Annotated in this window: 18 protein-coding genes; 10 read left to right on the top strand and 8 right to left on the bottom strand. The window is 70.5% G+C overall.

What is annotated here, in order from left to right:
- Positions 1-269: 269 nt before the first annotated feature.
- The 4 genes from ureA to AB0D04_RS33355 all read left to right on the top strand — a co-directional run bounded on the left by ureA (position 270) and on the right by AB0D04_RS33355 (position 4,453).
- The gene (gene ureA, locus AB0D04_RS33370) at positions 270-986 is read left to right on the top strand and encodes an urease subunit gamma (protein ID WP_362711027.1); all 717 of its coding nucleotides are present in this window, start codon (positions 270-272) and stop codon (positions 984-986) included.
- The gene (locus AB0D04_RS33365; RefSeq protein ID WP_362711025.1) at positions 983-2,677 is read left to right on the top strand and encodes an urease subunit alpha; all 1,695 of its coding nucleotides are present in this window, start codon (positions 983-985) and stop codon (positions 2,675-2,677) included. The genes ureA and AB0D04_RS33365 overlap by 4 nt, the downstream gene beginning before the upstream one ends.
- Positions 2,678-2,760: 83 nt before the next feature.
- On the top strand, positions 2,761-3,801 hold the full coding sequence (locus AB0D04_RS33360) for an agmatine deiminase family protein (protein ID WP_362711023.1): 1,041 nt from the start codon (positions 2,761-2,763) through the stop codon (positions 3,799-3,801).
- A 37-nt stretch (positions 3,802-3,838) separates the two neighbouring features.
- Entirely contained in the window at positions 3,839-4,453 is a 615-nt protein-coding gene (locus AB0D04_RS33355; protein ID WP_362711021.1) for a TetR/AcrR family transcriptional regulator, read from the top strand.
- A gap of 78 nt (positions 4,454-4,531) precedes the next feature.
- Here the strand turns inward: AB0D04_RS33355 and AB0D04_RS33350 are convergent, their stop codons facing one another.
- Both AB0D04_RS33350 and AB0D04_RS33345 read right to left on the bottom strand, forming a co-directional pair.
- Positions 4,532-4,846 (bottom strand): hypothetical protein, encoded by a 315-nt coding sequence (locus AB0D04_RS33350; protein WP_362711019.1) that lies wholly within the window; start codon positions 4,844-4,846, stop codon positions 4,532-4,534.
- A 155-nt stretch (positions 4,847-5,001) separates the two neighbouring features.
- Positions 5,002-5,505, bottom strand: a complete 504-nt coding sequence (locus AB0D04_RS33345; RefSeq protein WP_362711017.1) for a hypothetical protein — start codon at positions 5,503-5,505, stop codon at positions 5,002-5,004.
- A 130-nt stretch (positions 5,506-5,635) separates the two neighbouring features.
- Here AB0D04_RS33345 and AB0D04_RS33340 point away from each other — a divergent pair, with 130 nt between their 5' ends.
- Entirely contained in the window at positions 5,636-6,955 is a 1,320-nt protein-coding gene (locus AB0D04_RS33340; protein WP_362711015.1) for an MFS transporter, read from the top strand.
- Between the two features lie 281 nt (positions 6,956-7,236).
- Positions 7,237-8,847 (top strand): citramalate synthase, encoded by a 1,611-nt coding sequence (gene cimA, locus AB0D04_RS33335; protein WP_362711013.1) that lies wholly within the window; start codon positions 7,237-7,239, stop codon positions 8,845-8,847.
- Positions 8,848-8,918: 71 nt separating this feature from the next.
- Here cimA and AB0D04_RS33330 read toward each other — a convergent pair whose 3' ends face one another.
- Positions 8,919-9,554, bottom strand: coding sequence for a YceI family protein (locus AB0D04_RS33330; protein ID WP_362711011.1), 636 nt, complete (start codon positions 9,552-9,554; stop codon positions 8,919-8,921).
- Between the two features lie 263 nt (positions 9,555-9,817).
- Here AB0D04_RS33330 and AB0D04_RS33325 point away from each other — a divergent pair, with 263 nt between their 5' ends.
- The 4 genes from AB0D04_RS33325 (at position 9,818) to AB0D04_RS33310 (ending at position 15,496) form a co-directional block, all read left to right on the top strand.
- The gene (locus tag AB0D04_RS33325; RefSeq protein WP_362711009.1) at positions 9,818-12,223 is read left to right on the top strand and encodes a polysaccharide lyase 8 family protein; all 2,406 of its coding nucleotides are present in this window, start codon (positions 9,818-9,820) and stop codon (positions 12,221-12,223) included.
- Between the two features lie 208 nt (positions 12,224-12,431).
- Positions 12,432-14,015, top strand: a complete 1,584-nt coding sequence (locus tag AB0D04_RS33320; protein ID WP_362711007.1) for an acyl-CoA carboxylase subunit beta — start codon at positions 12,432-12,434, stop codon at positions 14,013-14,015.
- A gap of 51 nt (positions 14,016-14,066) precedes the next feature.
- Positions 14,067-14,270: an acyl-CoA carboxylase epsilon subunit gene (locus AB0D04_RS33315; RefSeq protein ID WP_362711005.1), complete on the top strand. Its 204-nt coding sequence runs from the start codon at positions 14,067-14,069 to the stop codon at positions 14,268-14,270.
- A gap of 566 nt (positions 14,271-14,836) precedes the next feature.
- The gene (locus AB0D04_RS33310) at positions 14,837-15,496 is read left to right on the top strand and encodes a DUF4360 domain-containing protein (RefSeq protein ID WP_362711003.1); all 660 of its coding nucleotides are present in this window, start codon (positions 14,837-14,839) and stop codon (positions 15,494-15,496) included.
- A gap of 140 nt (positions 15,497-15,636) precedes the next feature.
- Here the strand turns inward: AB0D04_RS33310 and AB0D04_RS33305 are convergent, their stop codons facing one another.
- The 5 genes from AB0D04_RS33305 to AB0D04_RS33285 all read right to left on the bottom strand — a co-directional run.
- Positions 15,637-16,215 carry an ATP/GTP-binding protein gene (locus AB0D04_RS33305; RefSeq protein ID WP_073760799.1) on the bottom strand — a complete coding sequence of 193 codons (579 nt, stop codon included), beginning with the start codon at positions 16,213-16,215 and terminating at the stop codon, positions 15,637-15,639.
- The gene (locus AB0D04_RS33300) at positions 16,196-16,714 is read right to left on the bottom strand and encodes a DUF742 domain-containing protein (RefSeq protein WP_362711001.1); all 519 of its coding nucleotides are present in this window, start codon (positions 16,712-16,714) and stop codon (positions 16,196-16,198) included. The genes AB0D04_RS33305 and AB0D04_RS33300 overlap by 20 nt, the downstream gene beginning before the upstream one ends.
- A gap of 138 nt (positions 16,715-16,852) precedes the next feature.
- Positions 16,853-17,266, bottom strand: coding sequence for a roadblock/LC7 domain-containing protein (locus tag AB0D04_RS33295; protein WP_136742879.1), 414 nt, complete (start codon positions 17,264-17,266; stop codon positions 16,853-16,855).
- A 10-nt stretch (positions 17,267-17,276) separates the two neighbouring features.
- A complete protein-coding gene (locus tag AB0D04_RS33290) occupies positions 17,277-20,465 on the bottom strand; it encodes a nitrate- and nitrite sensing domain-containing protein (protein WP_362710999.1) in 3,189 nt (1,062 codons plus the stop codon).
- 322 nt (positions 20,466-20,787) lie between these two features.
- The coding region (locus AB0D04_RS33285; RefSeq protein WP_362710997.1) for an ATP/GTP-binding protein at positions 20,788-21,160 on the bottom strand (373 nt) is incomplete at its 5' end.

Genomic DNA, 21,160 nt, shown 5'->3' with positions numbered 1-21,160 from the left:
CAGTGCTCCGTGAGCGGCGTTCGCCCGGTGACTGCGGGCGAAATCTGGCGATGTTCTTCTTGATCACCTCGGTGGTGATCGCTGTCTGCTCTTCTCGGAGATCAGGGTGCTGATCTTTGAGCGGCGCTCTATGCGGCTCGCTGAGCGCTCGTGAATTAGAGCAGCGCTCAATGTGACTCATAGATGTGCTCCAGGTCAATGCTTCCTTCTCGACTTTTTGCGAGTTAGAGTGGTGCTCAAATCAAGTCTCGAACTGGAGGTGCGACGGGATGCGGCTGACCCCCACGGAACGCGACCGGCTGCTGCTCTTCAATGCGGCACAGCTGGCGCGGTCGCGCCGCTCCCGCGGACTGAAGCTGAATGTGCCCGAGGCGACCGCGGTGATCGCGGACACAGTCTGCGAGGCGGCGCGGGACGGGCGCCGCCTCGCTCAGGCCATCGAGGCGGGCCGCAATGCGCTGGGCCCGGACGATGTGCTGCCGGGCGTCGCCGACGTGGTCGGCGACGTCATGGTCGAGGCCGTCTTCGACGACGGCTCCCGCCTCGCGGTGGTCAGCGACCCGATCCGCGGCGGCGCCCCCGAGGGTGAGCCCGCCGGCGACGCGGACGAGACCGCAGTCCCCGGCGCGGTGCTCCCCGGCCCCGCCGACCCGGAGCCCGTACCCGCGGTCACGGTGACCGTGCACAACACGGCGAGCGTGCCGATCAGCGTCACCTCCCACTTCCACTTCTTCGAGGCCAACCCGCGGCTGGACTTCGACCGCGCCGCGGCCTACGGCATGCGGCTGTGCGTCCCGGCCGGCTCGTCCGAGCGGTTCGATGCGGGCGGCACCCATGAGGTCGGTCTGGTCCCGATCGGCGGCGAGCGGATCGCGATCGGCTTCGCCGGGCTGGTCGACGGCCCGCTGGACGCACCGGGGGCAAAGACGGAAGCGCTGCGGCGGGCGGTCGCCTGCGGCTACCTGGGAGCGGAGGAGCAGGCATGACAGGCAGCATCGACCCGCACGAGTACGCATCGGTGCACGGCCCGCGGGCCGGCGACCGGGTCGTCCTCGGCGACTCGGGCCTGGTCGTCCGCGTCGAGTCCGACTCCCAGAAGCACGGCGACGAGTTCCTGGCCGGCTTTGGCAAGACCGCCCGTGACGGGCTGCACCTCAAGGCCGCATCGCTGCGCGAGACCTGCGATGTGGTGATCAGCAACGTCCTGGTCATCGACGCGGTGCAGGGCATCCGCAAGACGTCCATCGGCCTCCGCGAGGGCCGCATCCACGCGATCGGCCGGGCCGGCAACCCCGACACCCTCGAGGGCGTCGACGTCGTCGTCGGCACGGGTACGTCCATCGTCTCCGGCGAGGGCATGATCGCCACCGCGGGCGCCGTCGACACCCACGTCCACCTGCTCTCGCCGCGTGTCATGGAGGCCTCGCTGGCCTCCGGCGTGACCACCGTCATCGGCCAGGAATTCGGCCCCGTATGGGGCGTCGGCGTCAACTCCCCCTGGGCGCTCGGCCACGCCTTCAGCGCCTTCGACGCCTGGCCGGTCAACATCGGCTTCCTGGGCCGCGGCTCCTCCTCCGGCGAGGATCCCCTCGTCGAGGCGCTGGCCGAGGGCGGCGCCCTGGGCTTCAAGGTGCACGAGGACATGGGCGCGCACGCCCGCGCGCTGGACACCGCGCTGCGCGTCGCCGAGGAGCACGACGTCCAGGTGGCGCTGCACAGCGACGGCCTGAACGAATGCCTCTCCGTCGAGGACACCCTGCGTGTGCTGGACGGCCGGACCATCCACGCCTTCCACATCGAGGGCTGCGGCGGCGGGCACGTCCCCAACGTCCTGAAGATGGCCGGCGTCCCCAACGTCATCGGCTCCTCCACCAACCCCACCCTCCCCTTCGGGCGGGACGCGGTCGCCGAGCACTACGGCATGATCGTCTCGGTCCATGACCTGAAGACCGACCTGCCGGGCGACGCCGCCATGGCCCGCGACCGCATCCGGGCCGGCACGATGGGCGCCGAGGACGTGCTGCACGACCTCGGGGCGATCGGCATCACCTCCTCCGACGCCCAGGGCATGGGCCGCGCGGGCGAGACCGTACGCCGTACCTTCGCGATGGCCGGAAAGATGAAGGCCGAGCTCGGCCCGATGGACGGCGACGGCGCCCACGACGACAACGCCCGCGTCCTGCGCTACATCGCCAAGCTCACCATCAACCCCGCGATCGCCCACGGTCTCTCGCACGAGATCGGGTCGATCGAGGTCGGCAAGATGGCCGACATCGTGCTCTGGTCGCCGCAGTACTTCGGCGCCAAGCCGCAGCTGGTGCTGAAGTCCGGCTTCCCCGCCTACGGCGTCACCGGCGACCCGAACGCCGCCACCGACACCTGCGAACCGCTGGTGCTCGGCCCGCAGTTCGGTGCGCACGGCGCCACCCCCGCCGAGATCTCCGTCGCCTTCGTCGCGCGCGCCGCGGCCGAGGGCGGCATGGACGGCATGCCCACCCGCCGCCGCCGCGTCGCCGTCCGCGGCACCCGCGGCATCGGCCCCGCCGACCTGATCCACAACTCCCGCGTCGGACAGGTGCAGGTGGACGGCGGCAGCGGCCTGGTCACCCTCGACGGTGACCCGATGCGCTCCGACCCGGCCGACACGGTGTCGCTCTCGCGCCTGTACTTCCTGTGACCCGGCCGGCTGTAACGCCGTTACAGCCGGCCCGGCACGCGCTCGACCGACTTGCTCACTCCCGCTCACTACGAGGACCCCACATGAACACTCCCGTCGCCGACGGCTTCTCCATGCCCCCGGAGTGGGCACCTCACGAACGCACCTGGATGGCCTGGCCCGGCCCCAACTTCACCTTCGGCGAGGAAGGCGGCGAGACGCTCGCCGAGGCCCGCAAGGCCTGGGCCACCGTCGCCCGCGCGGTGCGGCAGTACGAGCCGGTCACCGTCGTCGCGGGCCCCGGCCAGCTGGAGGGCGCCCGCGCCCTGCTCGGCGACGGCATCGACCTGGTCGAGCGGCCGCTGAACGACGCCTGGATGCGCGACATCGGCCCCACCTTCCTCACCGACGGCAAGGGCAACCTCGCCGCCGCCGACTGGGTCTTCAACGGCTGGGGCGCCCAGGACTGGGCCCGCTGGGACCTCGACGAGAAGATAGCCGAGCAGGTCGCGGGCCTGGCCGACGCCCGCCGCTACGCCACCGACCTGGTCAACGAGGGCGGCGGCATCCACGTCGACGGCGAGGGCACCGTCCTGCTCACCGAGACCGTCCAGCTCGACCCGGGCCGTAACCCCGGCCGCTCCCAGGAGGAGGTCGAGGCCGAGATCCACGCCCACCTCGGCACCACCAAGGCGATCTGGCTGCCGCGCGGCCTCGCCGCCGACTACGGCCGGTTCGGCACCCGCGGCCATGTCGACATCGTCGCCGCCTTCGCCCGCCCCGGCGTCGTGATGGTCCACACCCAGCCCGACCCGGACCACCCCGACCACGCGATCTGCAACGAGATCGTCAAGCTGCTGCGCGCTTCCACGGACGCCAAGGGCCGCACGCTGGAGGTCGTCGAGATCCCCGCTCCCACCGTCATCGAAGAGGACGGCGAGCTGGTCGACTACTCCTACATCAACCACCTCCAGTGCAACGACGGCATCGTCCTGTGCGCCTTCGACGACCCGCGCGACGAGGAAGCGGCCGCCATCTTCCGCCGGCTCTTCCCCGGCCGGACGGTGACCCTGGTGGACGCCCGTACGATCTTCGCAGCGGGTGGCGGTATCCACTGCATCACCCAGCAGCAGCCGAAGGTCTGAGCCACGTCAGACCCCGCCGTCCCCGGAGGTCCCCCTCGTGTCCGGTCCCGCGCCCGCGCGCCGTCCCCGGCGGCGGCTCAACCAGCCCCGTGAACAGGTGCTCGCCGCGGCGATGGCCACCATCGCCGCGGAGGGACTGGACCGGCTGACCATGGCGGGCCTCGGCCGTGAGGTCGGCATGAGCAGCGGCCACATCCTGTACTACTTCGGCACCAAGGACGAGCTGCTCCTGCAGACCCTCCAGTGGAGCGAGGAGCAGCTCGGCGCCGAACGCCGGGCCGCCCTCTCCCGCCGCGTCCCGGCCCGCGAACGCCTGGACGCCCTCGTCGACCTCTACCTCCCCGAAGGCCACCGCGACCCGCGCTGGACCCTCTGGCTGGAGGTCTGGAACCGTTCCCAGAACGCCGACGACAACGCCCGCGAACGCCAGCTCGAGCTGGAACTCGCCTGGCACCGCGACCTCGTGGCCCTCCTGGTCGAGGGCACCTCCAAGGCCGAATTCCGCCCCGTGGACCCCGAACGCTTCGCCACCCGCACCCGCGCCCTCCTCGACGGCTTCGGCACCCACCTGGTGGTGGGCCTGCCGGGCATCGACCGGGAACTGGTGCGGCGGCATGTGGCGGAATTCCTGGACGAGTCACTGACCCCGTAGGAGCCGCCGGACACCCGGTGTCCGGGCGGTGGCGCCGTCCCGCAGAGCCCGCCGCCCGGCCCGCGACGTCTGCAGCCGCTATGTCCCCTGCCGGAAACGGCGGCGGTACCACTCGACCGCCTCCTCCGGTGAATAGTTGGGCAGCGCACTGACGTGCCCGTCCGCCTTGGAAATCGCGATATGTGAGCCTCCCGGGTCCCTCGGACCTGCGTCGGGAGCCCTGGGCGGAAACACCGGATACACCAAGTAGCCGATGTCGAATTCATGGACATGGAGCGTTGGCCGCTCCCCGTCCGGCCAGACACTCGGGAAATGGTTCCGCCCGATCTCCAGCGCCTCGTCGGCGTGGGCGGGGACGGGGCGGCGGCCTATGGGCGGTTGTGGTTCGGACATATCACTTCTCTCTGCTCAACTCGGGGCCTGGCATCGTGGACTGCGCGGACAGCAAGGCCGGTCCGCTCAGATGGAGAGTGCTCCCTTGAAGCGGGAGTTGGGGAATTCGGCGGCGGTCGTGGCCGGCCGGCCGTGGTCGTGCAGCGGGATGGCGTTCAGGAGAAGATCCGGCACGCCGTCTCCCGCTTGCCGCCCGGCGTCCGGTACGTGATCGAATCCTCGTGATGGCTGTACGCGGCGGAGACACCCATGGCCAGGGTTGCCGGTCGCACGTCGCACAGCCCCAGGGCCTTTACGGCGCCGGAAACCCGGTCGGCGGGGACGGCGAGCCGGTCCTCGGGGGACAGGGCGTTTGCGCCGCCGAGTTCCGCGAGGGCCTGGAGGGCGTGGCGGCGGAGCCGGCCGGGCCCGTGGCGGCGGATGTCGTGCAGGGCGGCGGTGACCGGCTCGCCCACGCGGGAGAGCTCGCCCATGCGGGAGAGACAGTGGAAGACCCCCTGTGCCTCCATGCTTCCGCGTGCGCACGAGGCCAGGAGGGGGCCGACCGCGACCGGTCCCAGAGCGGTCAACTGCTCCACCGCCGCACGGTATTCATCGCGCCGGCCGGCCTGGAGGGTCTCGACAAGTGCCTCGACGGACGGCCCGGTGTGGTCGCTCATGCCCCGACTTTAAGCGGTGTGCGGCGGGCGCGGCCGCGTGCCCGCCGTGTACGCAACGCACGCAAGTACGCACGATCGTTGCCGATGCCGCTCTTGCCGACGGCCCCGTCCTCCGCAACCGTGATCGGCTATGGGACGAGAGCAGTGGAAAAAGATCTGGGTCGGCTCGGCCGGCAACATGGTGGAGTGGTTCGACTGGTTCGTCTACGCCAGCTTTGCCATCTATTTCGCGGATTCGTTCTTCCCCAAGGGGAATGACACCGCGAACCTCATGAACACCATGGGGATCTTCGCCGTCGGCTTCTTCATGCGGCCGGTGGGCGGCTGGGTGCTGGGGCGGGTGGGGGACCGCAAGGGCCGTAAGGCCGCGTTGACGCTGACCGTCACGCTGATGTCCGCGTCGGCGGTCCTGATCGCCATCGCACCCACGTACGGGGTGGCCGGCTACGGAGGCGTGGCCGTTCTGCTGATCGCCCGGATGCTCCAGGGGCTGTCGGTCGGCGGGGAGTACGCGGCCAGCGCGACCTATCTCACCGAGGCGTCCGCGCCGGGTCAGCGCGGCTTCGCCTCCAGCTTCCAGTATGTGTCGATGACCGCGGGTCAGCTGCTCGGTCTCGGCCTGCAGATCGTGCTGCAACGCACCCTGTCCGAGGACGCGTTGCACAGCTGGGCCTGGCGGATCCCCTTCATCGTCGGCGCGCTGGGCGCCGCCGTCGTCTTCTATCTGCGCCGCAACATGCTGGAGACCGAGGTCTACGCCGGGGACGACGCCGCCCACTCCGACCCCGACCGCGGCACCCTCAAGGCGCTGCTGGCCCACAAGCGCGAGGCGTTCCTGGTCATCGCGCTGACCATGGGCGGCACCGTCGCGTACTACACGTCCACGACCTACCTCACCAAGTACCTCGCCACCAGCGCCGGGATGGACAAGCCGACCGCCTCGCTGGTCAGCTTCTGTGCGCTGTTCGTCTTCATGTGCCTGCAGCCGCTGGCCGGGATGCTGTCCGACCGGATCGGCCGGCGTCCGCTGCTGATCACCTTTGCGGTCGGGTCGACGTTCCTGACCGTCCCGATCATGATGCTGCTCCGGGGCGCGGGCAGCTTCTGGCCGGCTCTGGGGCTCTCGCTCCTCGCGCTGGTCGTTATCACCGGCTACACCTCCATCAACGCCTGCGTGAAGGCGGAGCTGTTCCCGACCGGCATCCGTGCGCTGGGTGTGGCCCTGCCGTACGCCATCGCCAACGCCCTGTTCGGCGGCACCGCGGAATACGTCGCCCTGTGGTTCAAGAAGGGCGGCATCGAGTCCGGCTACTACTGGTACGTGGCGGGCTGCGCCGCCGTTTCGCTGATCGTCTATCTGGCCATGCGCGAGACCCGCGACATCGATCTGCACCGGGTGGGCAAGGGCGCCACGGACGACACCGAGGGCGAGCGCCTGCTCGCATCCTGAGACGGACAAAGCGGCGGGGGTGGTCGTGTGCCAGACTGCCCCCGTGCTCTCGTTCGCCATGATTATTGGCAGCAGGCGCGCCGGTCCGCAGTGACCGTCCCGTACGAACCGAGTACGGCGCGGCCATCGTCGTCCCAGACCCGCGCGCAGACCTCTCGCACCCGCGAGAGGTTTTTTCGTTTCCGGCCCACCATTCACCGGAGGCGGAGCGCGAGGGATCATGGAGGGACGGTGGAACCGGTTATTCCGGTAGACCGAGACCCGACAGGAGCCAGACCAGCATGACGGACGTACCCGAACACGCCGTGTCCGACGACTTCCATGTCTTCGACACGACGCTGCGCGACGGCGCGCAGCGCGAGGGCATCAATCTGACCGTCGGCGACAAGCTGACCATCGCCCGGCACCTGGACGACTTCGGCGTGGGCTTCATCGAGGGCGGCTGGCCCGGCGCCAACCCCCGCGACACCGAGTTCTTCGAGCGGGCCCGTGCGGAGATCGACTTCCGGCACGCGCAGCTCGTCGCGTTCGGCGCCACCCGCAAGGCGGGCGTCCGCGTCGAGGACGACCCGCAGGTCGCAGCCCTCCTGGACTCCGGGGCCCCGGTCATCACGCTGGTCGCCAAGTCCCATGTCGGGCATGTGGAACTGGCGCTGCGCACCACCCCGGAGGAGAACCTCGCGATGATCCGCGACACCGTCGCGTATCTGCGCAAGCAGGGTCGCCGGGTCTTCCTCGACTGCGAGCACTTCTTCGACGGCTATGCGCTGGACGCCGTCTATGCCAAGCAGGTGGTACGCACCGCGAGCGAGGCCGGCGCGGATGTGGCGGTGCTCTGCGACACCAACGGCGGGATGCTTCCGGCGCAGGTCACCGCCGTCGTACGGACGGTCCTCGCGGACACCGGCGCGCGGCTGGGCATCCACGCCCAGGACGACACCGGCTGCGCCGTCGCCAACACCCTCGCCGCCGTGGACGCGGGCGCCACCCACGTCCAGTGCACCGCCAACGGCTACGGCGAGCGGGTCGGCAACTCCAACCTCTTCCCGGTCGTCGCCGCGCTGGAGCTCAAGTACGGGCGCCGGGTCCTGCCCGAGGGCAAGCTCGCCGAGACCACCCGGATCTCGCACGCCATCGCCGAGGTTGTCAACCTCACCCCCTCCACCCACCAGCCCTACGTCGGCGTCTCGGCCTTCGCGCACAAGGCCGGGCTGCACGCCTCCGCGATCAAGGTGGACCCGGACCTCTACCAGCACATCGATCCGGCGCTGGTCGGCAACACCATGCGGATGCTGGTCTCCGACATGGCCGGCCGGGCCTCCATCGAGCTCAAGGGCAAGGAGCTCGGCATCGACCTGAGCGGCGACCGCGAGCTGGTCGGCCGGGTTGTGGCGCGGGTCAAGGAGCGGGAGCTGGCGGGCTACACCTACGAGGCGGCCGACGCCTCCTTCGAGCTGCTGCTGCGCGAAGAGGTGGCCGGCAAGGCGGCGCGCTACTTCACGGTGGAGTCCTGGCGGGCGATCGTCGAGGACCGTCCCGACGGTACGCACGCCAACGAGGCGACGGTGAAGCTGTGGGCCAAGGGCGAGCGGATCGTCGCCACCGCCGAGGGCAACGGCCCGGTCAATGCGCTGGACCGGGCGCTGCGGGTGGGCCTGGAGCGGATCTATCCGCAGCTCGCCCACCTGGAGCTGGTGGACTACAAGGTCCGCATCCTGGAGGGCGCCCAGGGCACCGGCTCCATCACGCGGGTGCTCGTCTCCACGAGCGACGGACAGGGTGAGTGGTCCACGGTCGGCGTCGCGGAGAACGTCATCGCGGCGTCGTGGCAGGCGCTGGACGATGCGTATGCGTACGGGTTGCTGCGGGCCGGGGTCGAGCCGCAGGAGTAGGACCGGGTACGCGGATACGGCTCGGGCCCCGGCGCTGGTTGCGCCGGGGCCCTTGCGCAGGCGCGGTACGGTCAGGCCGCCTCGGGCGCGGCCTTGACCGCGGAGATGTCGAACCCGAGCCTGACCTTGTCGCTGACCATCACGCCGCCGGTCTCCAGCGCGGCGTTCCAGGTCAGGCCCCACTCCGAGCGCAGGATCTCCGCGCTGCCCTCGAAGCCGACCCGCTCGGCGCCGTAGACATCGGTGGCCGAGCCGTGGAACTCCAGGTCGATGGTGAGCGGCTTGGTGACGTCCTTGATGGTCAGGTCGCCGGTGATGCGGTAGCGGTCGCCGGCCACCCGCTCGGCGGCGGTGCTGCGGAACGTCATCAGGGGGAAGGCCTCGGCGTCGAAGAAGTCGGCGCTGCGCAGGTGGCCGTCGCGGTCCGCGATGCCGGTGTCGATGCTGGCGATCTTGACGTCGAGGGTGGCGGTGGAGCGGGCCGGGTCGGCGCCGTCGAGGTGCAGTACGCCCTCATGCTCTCCGAACGCGCCGCGGACGTTGGTGACCATCGCGTGCCGGACCGTGAAGCCGATGCTGCTGTGGGCCGGGTCGATGGTGTAGTCGCCGGTCAGCGCGGCCAGCGCGGGGTCCGCCTCAAGGACGGCAGCGGGGGCAGTGGTGCCGGCGGGGGCGGCGGTGCGCTTGGTGCGGGTGAACAGAGCCATGGCTCCTCCTCGAAGACGGTGCGCGGCGGGGGTGCCGCAGGGTTGTTTAACGTTCAACAAGGTCGAGCCTAACAGGTTTGGTTCAATTTTCAACCGTCTCGCCCGGATGGCGGCGGCCGCCGTGCTTCCGGGCGGGTTACGGGCGCCGTTCCGGCGCGGTCATTGCCGTCGCCCGAGCGCCCGTGCTAGACCATCACCAACTCCCAAGTGCGCAGCGCCACCGCCCAGTTGAGGCCCCGATGCCGCCGTGGAGAGGACCGACCGTGCCCGATGTCCCCGCTCCGTCCGCCTGGTCCCGCCGGGGCTTTCTCGCCGCCTCCACGGCGGGTGCGCTGGGCCTCTCGCTCCCTGCCGGGCCCGCGTACGCCGCCCCGGACGACCCCTGTGCCGCCCTCCGGGCCCGCTGGGTCGGCCTCACCCTCGGCACCGGATTCGACCCCGGCGCCGCGCCGTACGCCGCCGCCCTCCGCGAGATGGGTGATCTCGCCTCCGGGTTCCGTACGAGCATGCGGCCCACCGGCGCCTCCCTCTGGCCGGACTGCCCCTATGACCCGCCGGCCGGCATCACCCGCAGCTACGGCCGGCTGAACACCATGAGTCAGGCGTACGCCCAGCCCGGCACCGGCCACACCGGCGACCCGGACCTCGCAGCCGACGTCATCACCGGCCTCGACCACCTCGAGGCCACCGTCTACAACACCCGGACCACCCGCTACGGCAACTGGTGGGAATGGCAGATCGGCACCCCCCGACTCCTCCTCGACACCATGGCGATCCTCGACGAACGGCTGCCTCAGGGCGGCCTCACCGACGCCCAACGCGCCCGCTGCCTCGCCGCCGTCGACCACTTCGTCCCCGACACGATGCTCGGCGACTACACCGGCACCAGCACCGGCGCCAACCGCGTCGACCTGTGCCGCGTCGTCGCCCTGCGCGGCATCCTCGGCCGCGCCCCCGCCAAGCTCGCCCTCGCCCGCGACGCCCTCTCCCCGGTCTTCCCGTACGTGACGAAGGGCGACGGCCTCTACGCCGACGGCTCCTTCGTCCAGCACACCTGGGTCGCCTACTCGGGCACCTACGGCTATGTGCTCCTGGACGGCCTGGGCCGGCTCTTCGCCCTGCTCGACGGCTCTGCCTGGCAGGTCACCGATCCCGCCCGGCAGATCATCTTCGACAGCGTCGAGCACGCCTATGCGCCCCTGCTCTACAACGGCCTGATGATGGACAGCGTCAACGGGCGCGCCATCAGCCGCGGATATCTGCGCAGCGACGAACGGCGCATCCTGCGCAGCGACCACTTCCACGGGCATGCGCTGATTGCCGCCGTGGCGCTGCTCGGCGAGGCCGCGACCGACACCGAGCGCGCCCGCTGGCACGCCATGATCAAGGGCTGGACGGCCCGCGACCGCACGCTGCCCGTCCGCACCGACCGCCAGTACACGGTCGCCGACCTGGCCCGCCTCGCCGCCATCGCCGACGGCCCGGCACCCGCCGCCCCCGAACCCGTGGGCCACCGCCTCTTCCCCGCCATGGACCGCGCCGTCCACCGCCGCCCCGGCTGGGCCGCCGGCCTGGCCATGGCCTCCGACCGCATCGCGTACTACGAGAACGGCAACGGCGAGAACCCGCGCGGCTGGCACACCGGTGCCGGGATGCTCTCCTGGTGGCCCGCCGACTCCGGGGGCGACCAGTACACCGACGCCTTCTGGCCCACCGTCGACCCGTACCGCCTGCCCGGCACGACCGTCTCCACCAAGCGGCTGGCCGACAACGAAGGCGGCGGCTGGGGCGAACCGAAGCCCGCCGCCCGCTGGGTCGGCGGCACCACGGACGGCGAATTCGCCGCCGTCGGACAGGACCTACGGGGCCTGGCCTCGACCCTCACCGCCAAGAAGTCCTGGTTCTGCCTCGCGGACACGGTCGTCTGCCTGGGCGCCGGGATCACCGCACGGGACGGCGTACCGGCCGAGACCGTCGTCGACAACCGGGCGCTGGGGGAGCGGGGCACCGCACAGCTGACCGTCGACGGCGTGCAGCAGCCCGGCACCCTCGGCCGGACCACGTCCTACCGGCGGGCCCACTGGGCCCACCTGGCCGGACACGGCGGTTACGTCTTCCCCGGCGGCGCCCCGCTGACCGTACGGCGCGAGGCCCGCACCGGCTCCTGGCACGACATCAACACCGGCTCCGACCCGGCCCCGCTCACCCGCCGCTACCTGACCCTCTGGCACGACCACGGCACCGACCCCACCGACGCCCGCTACACCTACCTCCTCATGCCGGGCGCCCCCGCGCGCACCCTCGCCGCCCGCGCCGCCGACCGGCACTGGCTCACCGTGCTCGCCAACGACGCCACCCGGCAGGCCGTACAGGTGCACTCCCTCGGCGTAACGGCCGCCAATTTCTGGCGGGCGGGCGGCGCGGGGAAGCTCACCAGTGGCGGCCCGGCGAGCGTGCTGGTACGGGAGCGGGGGCGGACCGCGGTGCTCTGCGCCGCCGCCCCCGAGCGCACCGGTGCGCCCCTGGAGATCACCTGGTCCCGGCCGGTCCGCGCGGTCCTCGGCCACGATCCGTCCGTCGAGGTCGTGGCCACCGTCCCCGCGCTGCGCCTGCGCATCACGCCCGGCACCGTCTGCGCCACCCACACCTGCACGGCCGTCCTCGCCTGACCGGCTGCACCGCCCACCGGTCCGTACAGCACCACGGCCCGAGCCTTTGTGGGCCTCATACAGTCGGAGTACGCCGCCGCCACCCGTTCGGGGGCCCGGACGCGCAACGCATACAGCAGGATTCTGTGCTGCCTGCCCACGAAATCGCACCCGACGTTGTACGAAACCAACATCGGTGTGGCGGGGTCCGCCCACGTACCGTCGATACATGACCACTGTCGAAGATGCGCCCGCCGGTGCCAACGACGCCCGCGGGCGCGTCGCCGAACTGCACGCCATCCGTGAGCAGGCTCGGCGAGGCCCCAGCGAGCGTGCCACCGAAGCCCAGCGCGCGAAGGGCAAGCTGACCGCCCGCGAGCGGATCGAGCTGCTGCTGGACGAGGGTTCGTTCAACGAGGTCGAGCCGCTGCGGCGGCACCGGGCGACGGGCTTCGGCCTGGAGGCCAAGAAGCCCTACACCGACGGCGTGATCACCGGCTGGGGCACCGTGCACGGCCGCACCGTCTTCGTCTACGCCCACGACTTCCGGATCTTCGGCGGCGCGCTGGGCGAGGCGCACGCCACCAAGATCCACAAAATCATGGACATGGCCATCCAGGCCGGGGCGCCCCTGGTGTCCCTGAACGACGGCGCGGGTGCCCGTATCCAGGAGGGCGTCTCGGCGCTCGCCGGCTACGGCGGCATCTTCCAGCGCAACACCAAGGCCTCGGGCGTCATCCCGCAGATAAGCGTCATGCTCGGCCCCTGCGCCGGCGGCGCCGCGTACAGCCCCGCCCTCACGGACTTCGTCTTCATGGTCCGCGAGACCTCGCAGATGTTCATCACCGGTCCGGACGTCGTCCGTGCGGTCACCGGCGAGGAGATCACCCAGAACGGCCTCGGCGGCGCCGACGTCCACGCCGAGACCTCCGGCGTGTGCCACTTCGCGTACGACGACGAGCAGACCTGCCTCGAAGAGGTCCGCTACCTCCTCTCCCTCCTCCCGTCCAACAACCGGGAGAACCCGCCGACGGTCGACTGCGAGGACCCGGCCGACCGCAGCGGCGACGCCCTGCTCGACCTGGTGCCGGCCGACGGCAACCGCCCGTACGACATGCACAAGGTCATCGAGGAGATCGTCGACGACGGCGACTTCCTCGAGGTCCACGAGCGCTGGGCGACCAACATCATCTGTGCGCTCGCCCGCCTGGACGGCCGCGTGGTCGGCATCATCGCCAACCAGCCCCAGTCCCTCGCCGGCGTCCTGGACATCGAGGCCTCCGAAAAGGCCGCCCGCTTCGTCCAGATGTGCGACGCCTTCAACATCCCGCTCATCACACTCCTCGACGTCCCCGGCTTCCTCCCCGGCGTCGACCAGGAACACGGCGGCATCATCCGCCACGGCGCCAAGCTGCTGTACGCGTACTGCAACGCCACCGTCCCGCGCATCTCCATCGTGCTGCGCAAGGCCTACGGCGGCGCCTACATCGTCATGGACTCGCAGTCCATCGGCGCCGACCTGACCTACGCCTGGCCGACGAACGAGATCGCGGTCATGGGCGCGGAAGGCGCCGCCGGCGTCATCTTCCGGCGGCAGATCGCCGATGCCGAGGACCCCGAGGCGATGCGCGCGCGCATGGTCAAGGAGTACAAGTCCGAGCTGATGCACCCGTACTACGCGGCCGAGCGCGGGCTGGTCGACGACGTCATCGACCCGTCCCACACCCGCGAGGTGCTGATCCGCTCGCTGGAGATGCTGCGCACCAAGCACGCGGACCTGCCGGCCCGCAAGCACGGCAACCCGCCCCAGTAGTCACGCCACGCATCCGCCTTCACCGACTTCACAGAATCGAGAAGACCCACCGTGAAGAGTCCTGTCGCCCAGCCCATCCGCGTGGAAAAGGGCCAGGCCAGCGAGGAAGAGCTCGCCGCCCTGACCGCCGTCCTCCTGGCCCGCGCCGCCCATCGTCCGGCCGTCACCCCGCCCCGCCCCCGCCACACCGCGGCCCGCTGGCGCCGGCTGGAGCGGCAGGGCGGCTTCCATGGGGCCACCAGCTGGCAGCGGTGACGCTGCGCTTGGCTTTTTCCCCACGTTGTCGGCTGTCCCGCCGTGGTGGGTTCTCGCCGTTGCGCCTGCGGCGGGCGTGGTGTTGTCGGGTGCCCCATCACTGGGTCCACTGACCCCACTTGACCACGTACGTACACCCCCACCGGTCTTCCCCACCCACAATGGGGAGGCGCCGGGCCGCAGGACGAAGTCCGGAGGCCCGGCGCCGCAGCCGAACAGCCCCGCGCAGCGGCAACCGCCCGCCGCAGGCGCAACGGCGGCACAGCCCGACGAGTCGGCCCAGGCAAAGCGCAGCGAACGGGCCGCAGGCGCAATGGCGGCACAGCCCGACGAGTCGGCCCAGGCAAAGCGCAGCGAACGGGCAACGGCGGCAGACCCCCACGGCGGGGCAGCCAAAACGTCGGCCCGGGCCAAGCGCAGCGAACCGGCTAAATCAAGGCGTAGGTTCACCCCAACCCTGCGGAGCAGAGCTGTTCACGGGGAGATCCCCGTGCTGGCATGCGCTCGTCATTCCTCTCCTGGAGTTCCCGCGCCGCGGGGCCTAGGACGACCGGAAGGAAGTGCCCATGCTCAGCACTCTCGGTGCTGGTGCCGCAGCGGCATCCCTGCTCCTCGCCGGATCGGCATCCCCCACCCCCACGGCCCGGATCGGCGACGAACCGCCGACCGGCAAGATCACCATCAGCGTCGCCACGGTGAACGGTTCGGGCTGCAGACCCGGCAGCGCCGCCGTGGCCATCGCCCCGGACAACACCGCGTTCACCGTCACGTACAGCGAATACCTCGCCCAGGCGGGCGGCAGCAGCAAGCCCACCGACGCCCGCAAGAACTGCCAGATCGCGCTGGACGTGCACGTCCCCCAGGGCTTCACCTACGCGATCGCCAGGGCCGACTACCGCGGCTACGCCTCCCTGGCCCCGGGCGCCAAGGGGCTGGAGCAGGCCGGTTACTACTTCCAGGGCCAGCAGGAGACGGCCCGTAAGAGCCACGGCTTCACCGGCCCGTACGACTCCAACTGGCAGACGTCGGACGAGACCGAGGTCGATGCGCTGGTCTACGCCCCGTGCGGCGAGCAGCGCTACTTCAACATCAACACCGAGCTGCGGGTGGACGCCACGGCCGCCAAGCCCGCGGCCACCAGCTTCATGGCGATGGACTCCACCGACGGCAGCATCAACACCCTCTACCACTTCGCGTGGAAGGAGTGCCCCGCGTCCGGCAAGTAGCCGGTGAAAGGGGCCCGTACGCGCTGCGCGTACGGGCCCCGCAGGGCAACGACAGACCCCCGCACCTGACACAGGTACGGGGGCCTTCGGCGTGCGGTCGGCGCACGGGCACGGGGAGCCCGGACGCGTCCGCGTACTCCCTACCGCAGCCGCGCCATCAGCGCATGCTCAACGAGCGTGATGAGCGCGCTCTTGGCCTCGCTGCGGTGGCGGGCGTCGGTGATGATGATCGGTGCGTCCGGGCCGATCTGCAGGGCCTCACGCACCTCGTCCGGCGTGTACGGCTGGTGTCCGTCGAAGCCGTTGAGGGCGATGACGAACGGCAGGCCGCTGTTCTCGAAGTAGTCGACCGCGGGGAAACAGTCGGCCAGGCGGCGGGTGTCGACCAGCACCACCGCGCCGATCGCGCCGCGGACCAGGTCGTCCCACATGAACCAGAAGCGGTCCTGACCAGGCGTACCGAAGAGGTACAGGATCAGGTCCTGGTCCAGCGTGATCCGGCCGAAGTCCATCGCCACGGTCGTGGTCGTCTTGTCCGGCGCGTGCGTGAGGTCGTCGATCCCCGCCGAGGCGGAAGTCATCACGGCTTCGGTACGCAGCGGATTGATCTCTGAGACGGCCCCGACGAACGTGGTCTTGCCCACGCCGAAGCCGCCCGCCACCACGATTTTCGCGGAGGTGGTGGAGCGGGCTGCACCGCTAGAGCTTGCGAAGTCCACTGAGCACCCTTTCGAGCAGTGTCACATCTGGCTGTCCGCCGGCGGTCTCGTCCCCGCCGGGCTGATGGATGGCGACGAGTCCGGCCTCCGCCAGGTCGGCGACGAGGATCCGGGCGACGCCGAGGGGGATGGAGAGCAGGGCCGAGATCTCAGCCACCGATTTGATCTCGCGGCAGAGGTGGCAGATGCGCTGGTGCTCCGGCAGCTGGCCCTGCAGCCGCGAGGGGTCGGCGGTCGTGCTGACCAGCGCCTCGATGGCGAGCTGGTAGCGCGGCCGGGTCCGTCCTCCGGTCATCGCGTACGGGCGCACGAGCGGATTGTGCGTGCCCCCGGTGGGGGACGGCTCGGGCGCCCGCCGCTGCGGCTGCACCGGCTGGATGCGGGGCGCCTGCGGCTGGTCGTACGGCGACGGCTCGTACGGCTGGGAGTCGTACGGCCGCTGCGGCCGGCGGCTCGGCGCAGACGGGAAGTTGAAGCGGTTGTTATGGGTATCGCCCACAGGTCCGGACTCCTGCCCGGAACCGTACGGGTATCCGCTAGGGGGCGTTGCCACGTCTCCTCCTCCAACTTGCCAATCTGACGCCGGTCGCGCCACCGAACCATAAGGCGCGGTGGCGGGAAACGCACTGCCTGTCTGTTAGTTGAGAAGGCTGCCTTGCAGTTCGGCGCGGAGATCGGGCGTGAGAACGGTGCCCGCGCGGTCGACCAGCAGGGCCATCTCGTAACCGACGAGACCGATGTCGCACTCGGGGTGCGCGAGCACGGCCAGCGACGATCCGTCCGAGACGGACATGATGAAGAGGAAGCCGCGCTCCATCTCCACCACGGTCTGGTTCACGCTCCCGCCCTCGAAGATGCGGGAGGCGCCGGCAGTCAGCGAGGTCAGCCCGGAGGCCACCGCCGCCAACTGATCGGCTCTGTCACGAGGGAACCCCTCGGACATGGCAAGCAGGAGTCCGTCCGCGGAGACCACGACCGTATGGGACACCCCAGGGGTGTTGTCCACGAAGTTGGTGATCAACCAGTTCAGATTCTGCGCCGCCTGGCTCATCGGGCTCACACTAACGCTCCTGATCGTAGGTGCTGCCGGGGCCGAAGCCCTGTTGGTCATTCTGTGATTCCGCGCCCGCGTTGCGTCCCTGCTGGACACCACGGCGCAGATTGCTCAGCCTGCCGCGGACATCCTCCGGGGCGCGGGAGACCTGTGGGCCGCCCTGCGGGGTCTGCTCCGCGGCGCCTTCGACCAGGTTGGCCTTGGGCACCCGCCGGGGGAGGCCGGATGCTGTGACCCCGCCCGCCTTCGGCTCGCGCAGCCGCTCCGCCCGCTGCCAGCGCTCGTCGTTGGAGCTGCGCCATTCGGAGCCGTCCTGGCCGTTGACCGGCGCGCTCCGCTGCTGCGGGGGCGCCACCGGCTCCACGGGCTGCTCCTGCCACTGCTGCGGTGCCTGCGGTGGCTGCTGGCCGTGGCCTCCGCGGCGCGGAAGGCCGGCGTCGGTCAGCGTGGGGCTGCTCGGGGTGGGGGTACCCCCGGTGTGAGCCGGAGGAGGGCCCGGACGGTCGAATGGTACGCGCTCGGACGCATCAGCGGGAGCCGCAGTTGTATTCCGGTCAGATTCCGCTTCGGTCCCGAAGTAGCCGTCGAACGCGGTGCGTTCGGGTCGGCCGCCCTGCTGGAGGGGTTCATCGGAGACGTAGGGGTGCTGGCCGGTGGTCTGCGCGGAGGCCGGATCGCCGAACGCCAGGCCGCCGTGCGACCGGTCGTCGTAGAGCGGCTGATCAGCTTCCGCATATGCCTGCTCCGAGAAGCCGGCGAAGGCATCGTGGGAGCCGGTGGGCGACTCGTCACGGAAGAGCGGATGGTCGTCACCCGGGAAGCCGGCGGCCTGATGGCCGCCCTGGTCGCCGTGGCCGCCCTGGTCGATGTAGCCGCCCGCCTGGGCCTCCAGCGCCGCGCGACGCTCCTCGCGGAGCAGCGAGCGGCCCACCGGGTCCAGGTCGGGGGAGTCGTCCCCCTGGGCGAAACCGCCGTCGTCGTCGAAGCCCAGCTCGGCGGCGGTGCGCTGGTGGCCCTCGTACGGCGCGTGCTGGTGCTCGGGGACGATCCGGGAGACCGTGAAGTCGTCCTCGTACTGGTCCTCGCCGCCACCGCCGTGGGTGATCGCCTCGGGCAGCATCACGAGCGACGTGGTGCCGGCCTGCTCACCGGAGGGCCGCAGCTGGACCCGGATCCCGTGCCGGTCGGCCAGTCGGCCGACCACGAACAGGCCCATCCGCTGGGAGACCGCGGCGTCCACGCTCGGCGGGTTGGCCAGCTTGTGGTTGATGTCCGCGAAGTCCTCGGGGGTCAGCCCGATGCCCTTGTCGTGGATCTCGATCATCACCCGGCCGTCGGGCAGCCGGGTCGCGGCCACCCGCACCTTGGTCTGCGGCGAGGAGAACGTGGTGGCGTTCTCCAGCAGCTCGGACAGCAGGTGCACGAGGTCGGTGACGGCGGTGCCGTGGATCTCGCTCTCGGGGACGCCGGAGAGTTCTATTCGCTCGTACGACTCGACCTCGGACGTCGCCGCGCGCAGCACGTCCACCAGCGGAACCGGCTGGTTCCAGCGGCGGCCGGGCTCCTCGCCCGCGAGGATCAGGAGGTTCTCGCCGTTGCGCCGCATACGGGTCGCGAGGTGGTCGAGCCGGAAGAGGTTCTCCAGCTGGTCCGGGTCCGCCTCGTTGTTCTCGAGGTCGGTGATCAGCGTCAGCTGCCGCTCGATCAGGCTCTGGTTCCGCGTCGAGAGGTTGGTGAAGATCGCGTTGACGTTGCCCCGCAGCAGCGCCTGCTCGGCGGCCAGCCGGACGGCCTCGCGGTGCACCTGGTCAAACGCGCGGGCGACCTCGCCGATCTCGTCGGTGGTGGTGATCGGGATCGGCTGGACGCGGGTGTCGACCCGGCCCGGGTCGGTCCGCGAGAGCTGGTCGACCAGCATCGGCAGCCGCTGCTCGGCGACACCGAAGGCCGCGGTGCGCAGCTGGCGCATGCTGCGGCTCATCCGGCGGGCCATCAGACCGGCCACCACGAAGGCGATGATCAGCGCGGCCACCGCGATGCCGGAGTCGGTGAAGGTGGACCGCTTGGCGTCTTCGGAGATCTGCGCGGCCTCGTTGACCGCCTTGTCCGCGAGGTTCTTCTCGATGGACCGGTACATGGTGAACTTGGCGGTCGCGGCCGCGGACCAGGTTTCGGAGTTGACGCCCCGCGCGGCCAGCGTCTCGGGTGCCGCGCCGGTGGCGATCAGCTTGGTCATCTGCTCGGAGGACGGCGGCGTACGGAACCGCTGGCCGGCCGCCTCCGCCTGCTCCTTGGCCCTCGCGACCTGCTGCTGCGCCGCCTTCTTCAGCGCCGCGGCGTCCGTGTTCAGCCGGGCGACGTCCTCGGGCGTACCGCCGGAGGTGTACTCCTGGATGGCGATGCCTTCCAGGTAGGTGTACGACGAGAACGCGGTCAGCTGCCGCTTGTGCTCCCGGCCGCCCTGCGGGGACGCCGGGTCGACCAGGAGGTGGGTGCCGATCGAGCGCTGCAGCGACGCGGCGGCCTTCGCCAGTGCGACGGCGTAGACGGTGCGGCCGTAGGAGGTGATGTTGCCGGTGCCGAGGCCGAGCTCGTTGGCGAACTCCATCAGCGGGTGCTGGATGCCGACGTAGCTTTCCTCGGTCTTCACGCCGGGCGTCTTGAAGGTGTAGGCGACCTTGCGCAGCGCGTCCAGCTTGGGCTCCACCTTCTCGAACGAGGCGAGCCGGCGCTGGAGGCCGGGCTTGTCCGGCATGGCCTTGGCGGCCTCGTGGAAGCCCTCCGCGGCGTCGTCCGTGGCGGTGCGCGCCTCTTCGACGGCCGGGTCGTCCTTCTGGCCCTTCAGCAGCGGGGCGGCGGTGCGGTCCCGCTCGTCGAGCAAGGCGTTGCTGTAGGAAAGCGCAGCGCGAACGAGTTTCGCGGTGTTCTCCGCATCCTGCGCCTCCTGCCAGGTGGCGAACGAACTGTTCACCCGCAGACCGCCGAAAGCCAGGGCGACCATGACGGGAATCAGCAGGATGGCATTCAGCCGGGTGGCCACCCGCCAGTTGCGCGGCGAGTACTTACCGCCACTGACCGGAGGCTTCGCGATCATGTTCTCGGACGCGTCGGAAGCCGGTACGCCACCACGCGGCGGCGGGGTGAAGTTGCCCCGCCCCGGTTCCTGCGGCTCGGGGCTCGCCTTGCTTCGCCTCACTCGACCAACAACCTCTCGGCGCCGGCACGTACTTGGTGTGCCGTTTCTTCTGGGCGTTACTACTCCGTAGTTCAGCGAATTTCAGCACGTCAGGGCGGTGCCTTCCAAACACTGTGCAAAGGAGGAGAGGGCCCGGAAGAGGCGGAGATAAAAGGGGCGTTAAGGGCGAGCCCCGCCAAAAGGCGGGGCGGTTGTGAGCGCAGCGAAGCCGCACATGCGCGAGGGGTGTCGAACGCCCGTCGATTCACTGTCGAAACGTTATGAAGCAAACTGGCGGGCGTGTCGAAGGACACAGATCCATTCGCGCATGTGCGGAACCGCTTTATCGGAGCCGGGCCATCAGGGCATGTTCGACAAGCGTGATGAGTGCGCTCTTGGCCTCACTGCGGTGCCGGGCATCGGTGGTGATGATGGGCGTCCCGGGACCGATCTGCAGCGCCTCACGGACGTCGTCCGGCGTATAGGGCTGATGCCCCTCGAAGCCGTTGAGGGCGATGACGAACGGCAGGCCGCTGTTCTCGAAGTAGTCGACGGCCGGGAAACAGTCGGCCAGGCGGCGGGTGTCGACCAGTACCACCGCGCCGATCGCGCCGCGGACCAGGTCGTCCCACATGAACCAGAAGCGGTCCTGACCGGGCGTACCGAAGAGGTACAGGATCAGGTCCTGGTCCAGCGTGATCCGGCCGAAGTCCATC

The organism is Streptomyces sp. NPDC048483 (genome assembly GCF_040651455.1).
GTDB lineage: Bacteria > Actinomycetota > Actinomycetes > Streptomycetales > Streptomycetaceae > Streptomyces.
Note: the sequence above shows the minus strand (reverse complement) of the source record. Positions and strands in the feature narration are given on the sequence as shown.

Bases quoted from the DNA above. Each gene is read 5' to 3' on its own strand.
- ureA (WP_362711027.1), top strand. From the start codon at position 270: ATGCGGCTGACCCCCACGGAACGCGACCGGCTGCTGCTCTTCAATGCG.
- cimA (WP_362711013.1), top strand. From the start codon at position 7,237: ATGACGGACGTACCCGAACACGCCGTGTCCGACGACTTCCATGTCTTC.
- AB0D04_RS33310 (WP_362711003.1), top strand. From the start codon at position 14,837: ATGCTCAGCACTCTCGGTGCTGGTGCCGCAGCGGCATCCCTGCTCCTC.
- AB0D04_RS33330 (WP_362711011.1), bottom strand. From the start codon at position 9,554: ATGGCTCTGTTCACCCGCACCAAGCGCACCGCCGCCCCCGCCGGCACC.
- AB0D04_RS33360 (WP_362711023.1), top strand. From the start codon at position 2,761: ATGAACACTCCCGTCGCCGACGGCTTCTCCATGCCCCCGGAGTGGGCA.
- AB0D04_RS33340 (WP_362711015.1), top strand. From the start codon at position 5,636: ATGGGACGAGAGCAGTGGAAAAAGATCTGGGTCGGCTCGGCCGGCAAC.
- AB0D04_RS33365 (WP_362711025.1), top strand. From the start codon at position 983: ATGACAGGCAGCATCGACCCGCACGAGTACGCATCGGTGCACGGCCCG.
- AB0D04_RS33350 (WP_362711019.1), bottom strand. From the start codon at position 4,846: ATGTCCGAACCACAACCGCCCATAGGCCGCCGCCCCGTCCCCGCCCAC.
- AB0D04_RS33320 (WP_362711007.1), top strand. From the start codon at position 12,432: ATGACCACTGTCGAAGATGCGCCCGCCGGTGCCAACGACGCCCGCGGG.
- AB0D04_RS33295 (WP_136742879.1), bottom strand. From the start codon at position 17,266: ATGAGCCAGGCGGCGCAGAATCTGAACTGGTTGATCACCAACTTCGTG.
- AB0D04_RS33345 (WP_362711017.1), bottom strand. From the start codon at position 5,505: ATGAGCGACCACACCGGGCCGTCCGTCGAGGCACTTGTCGAGACCCTC.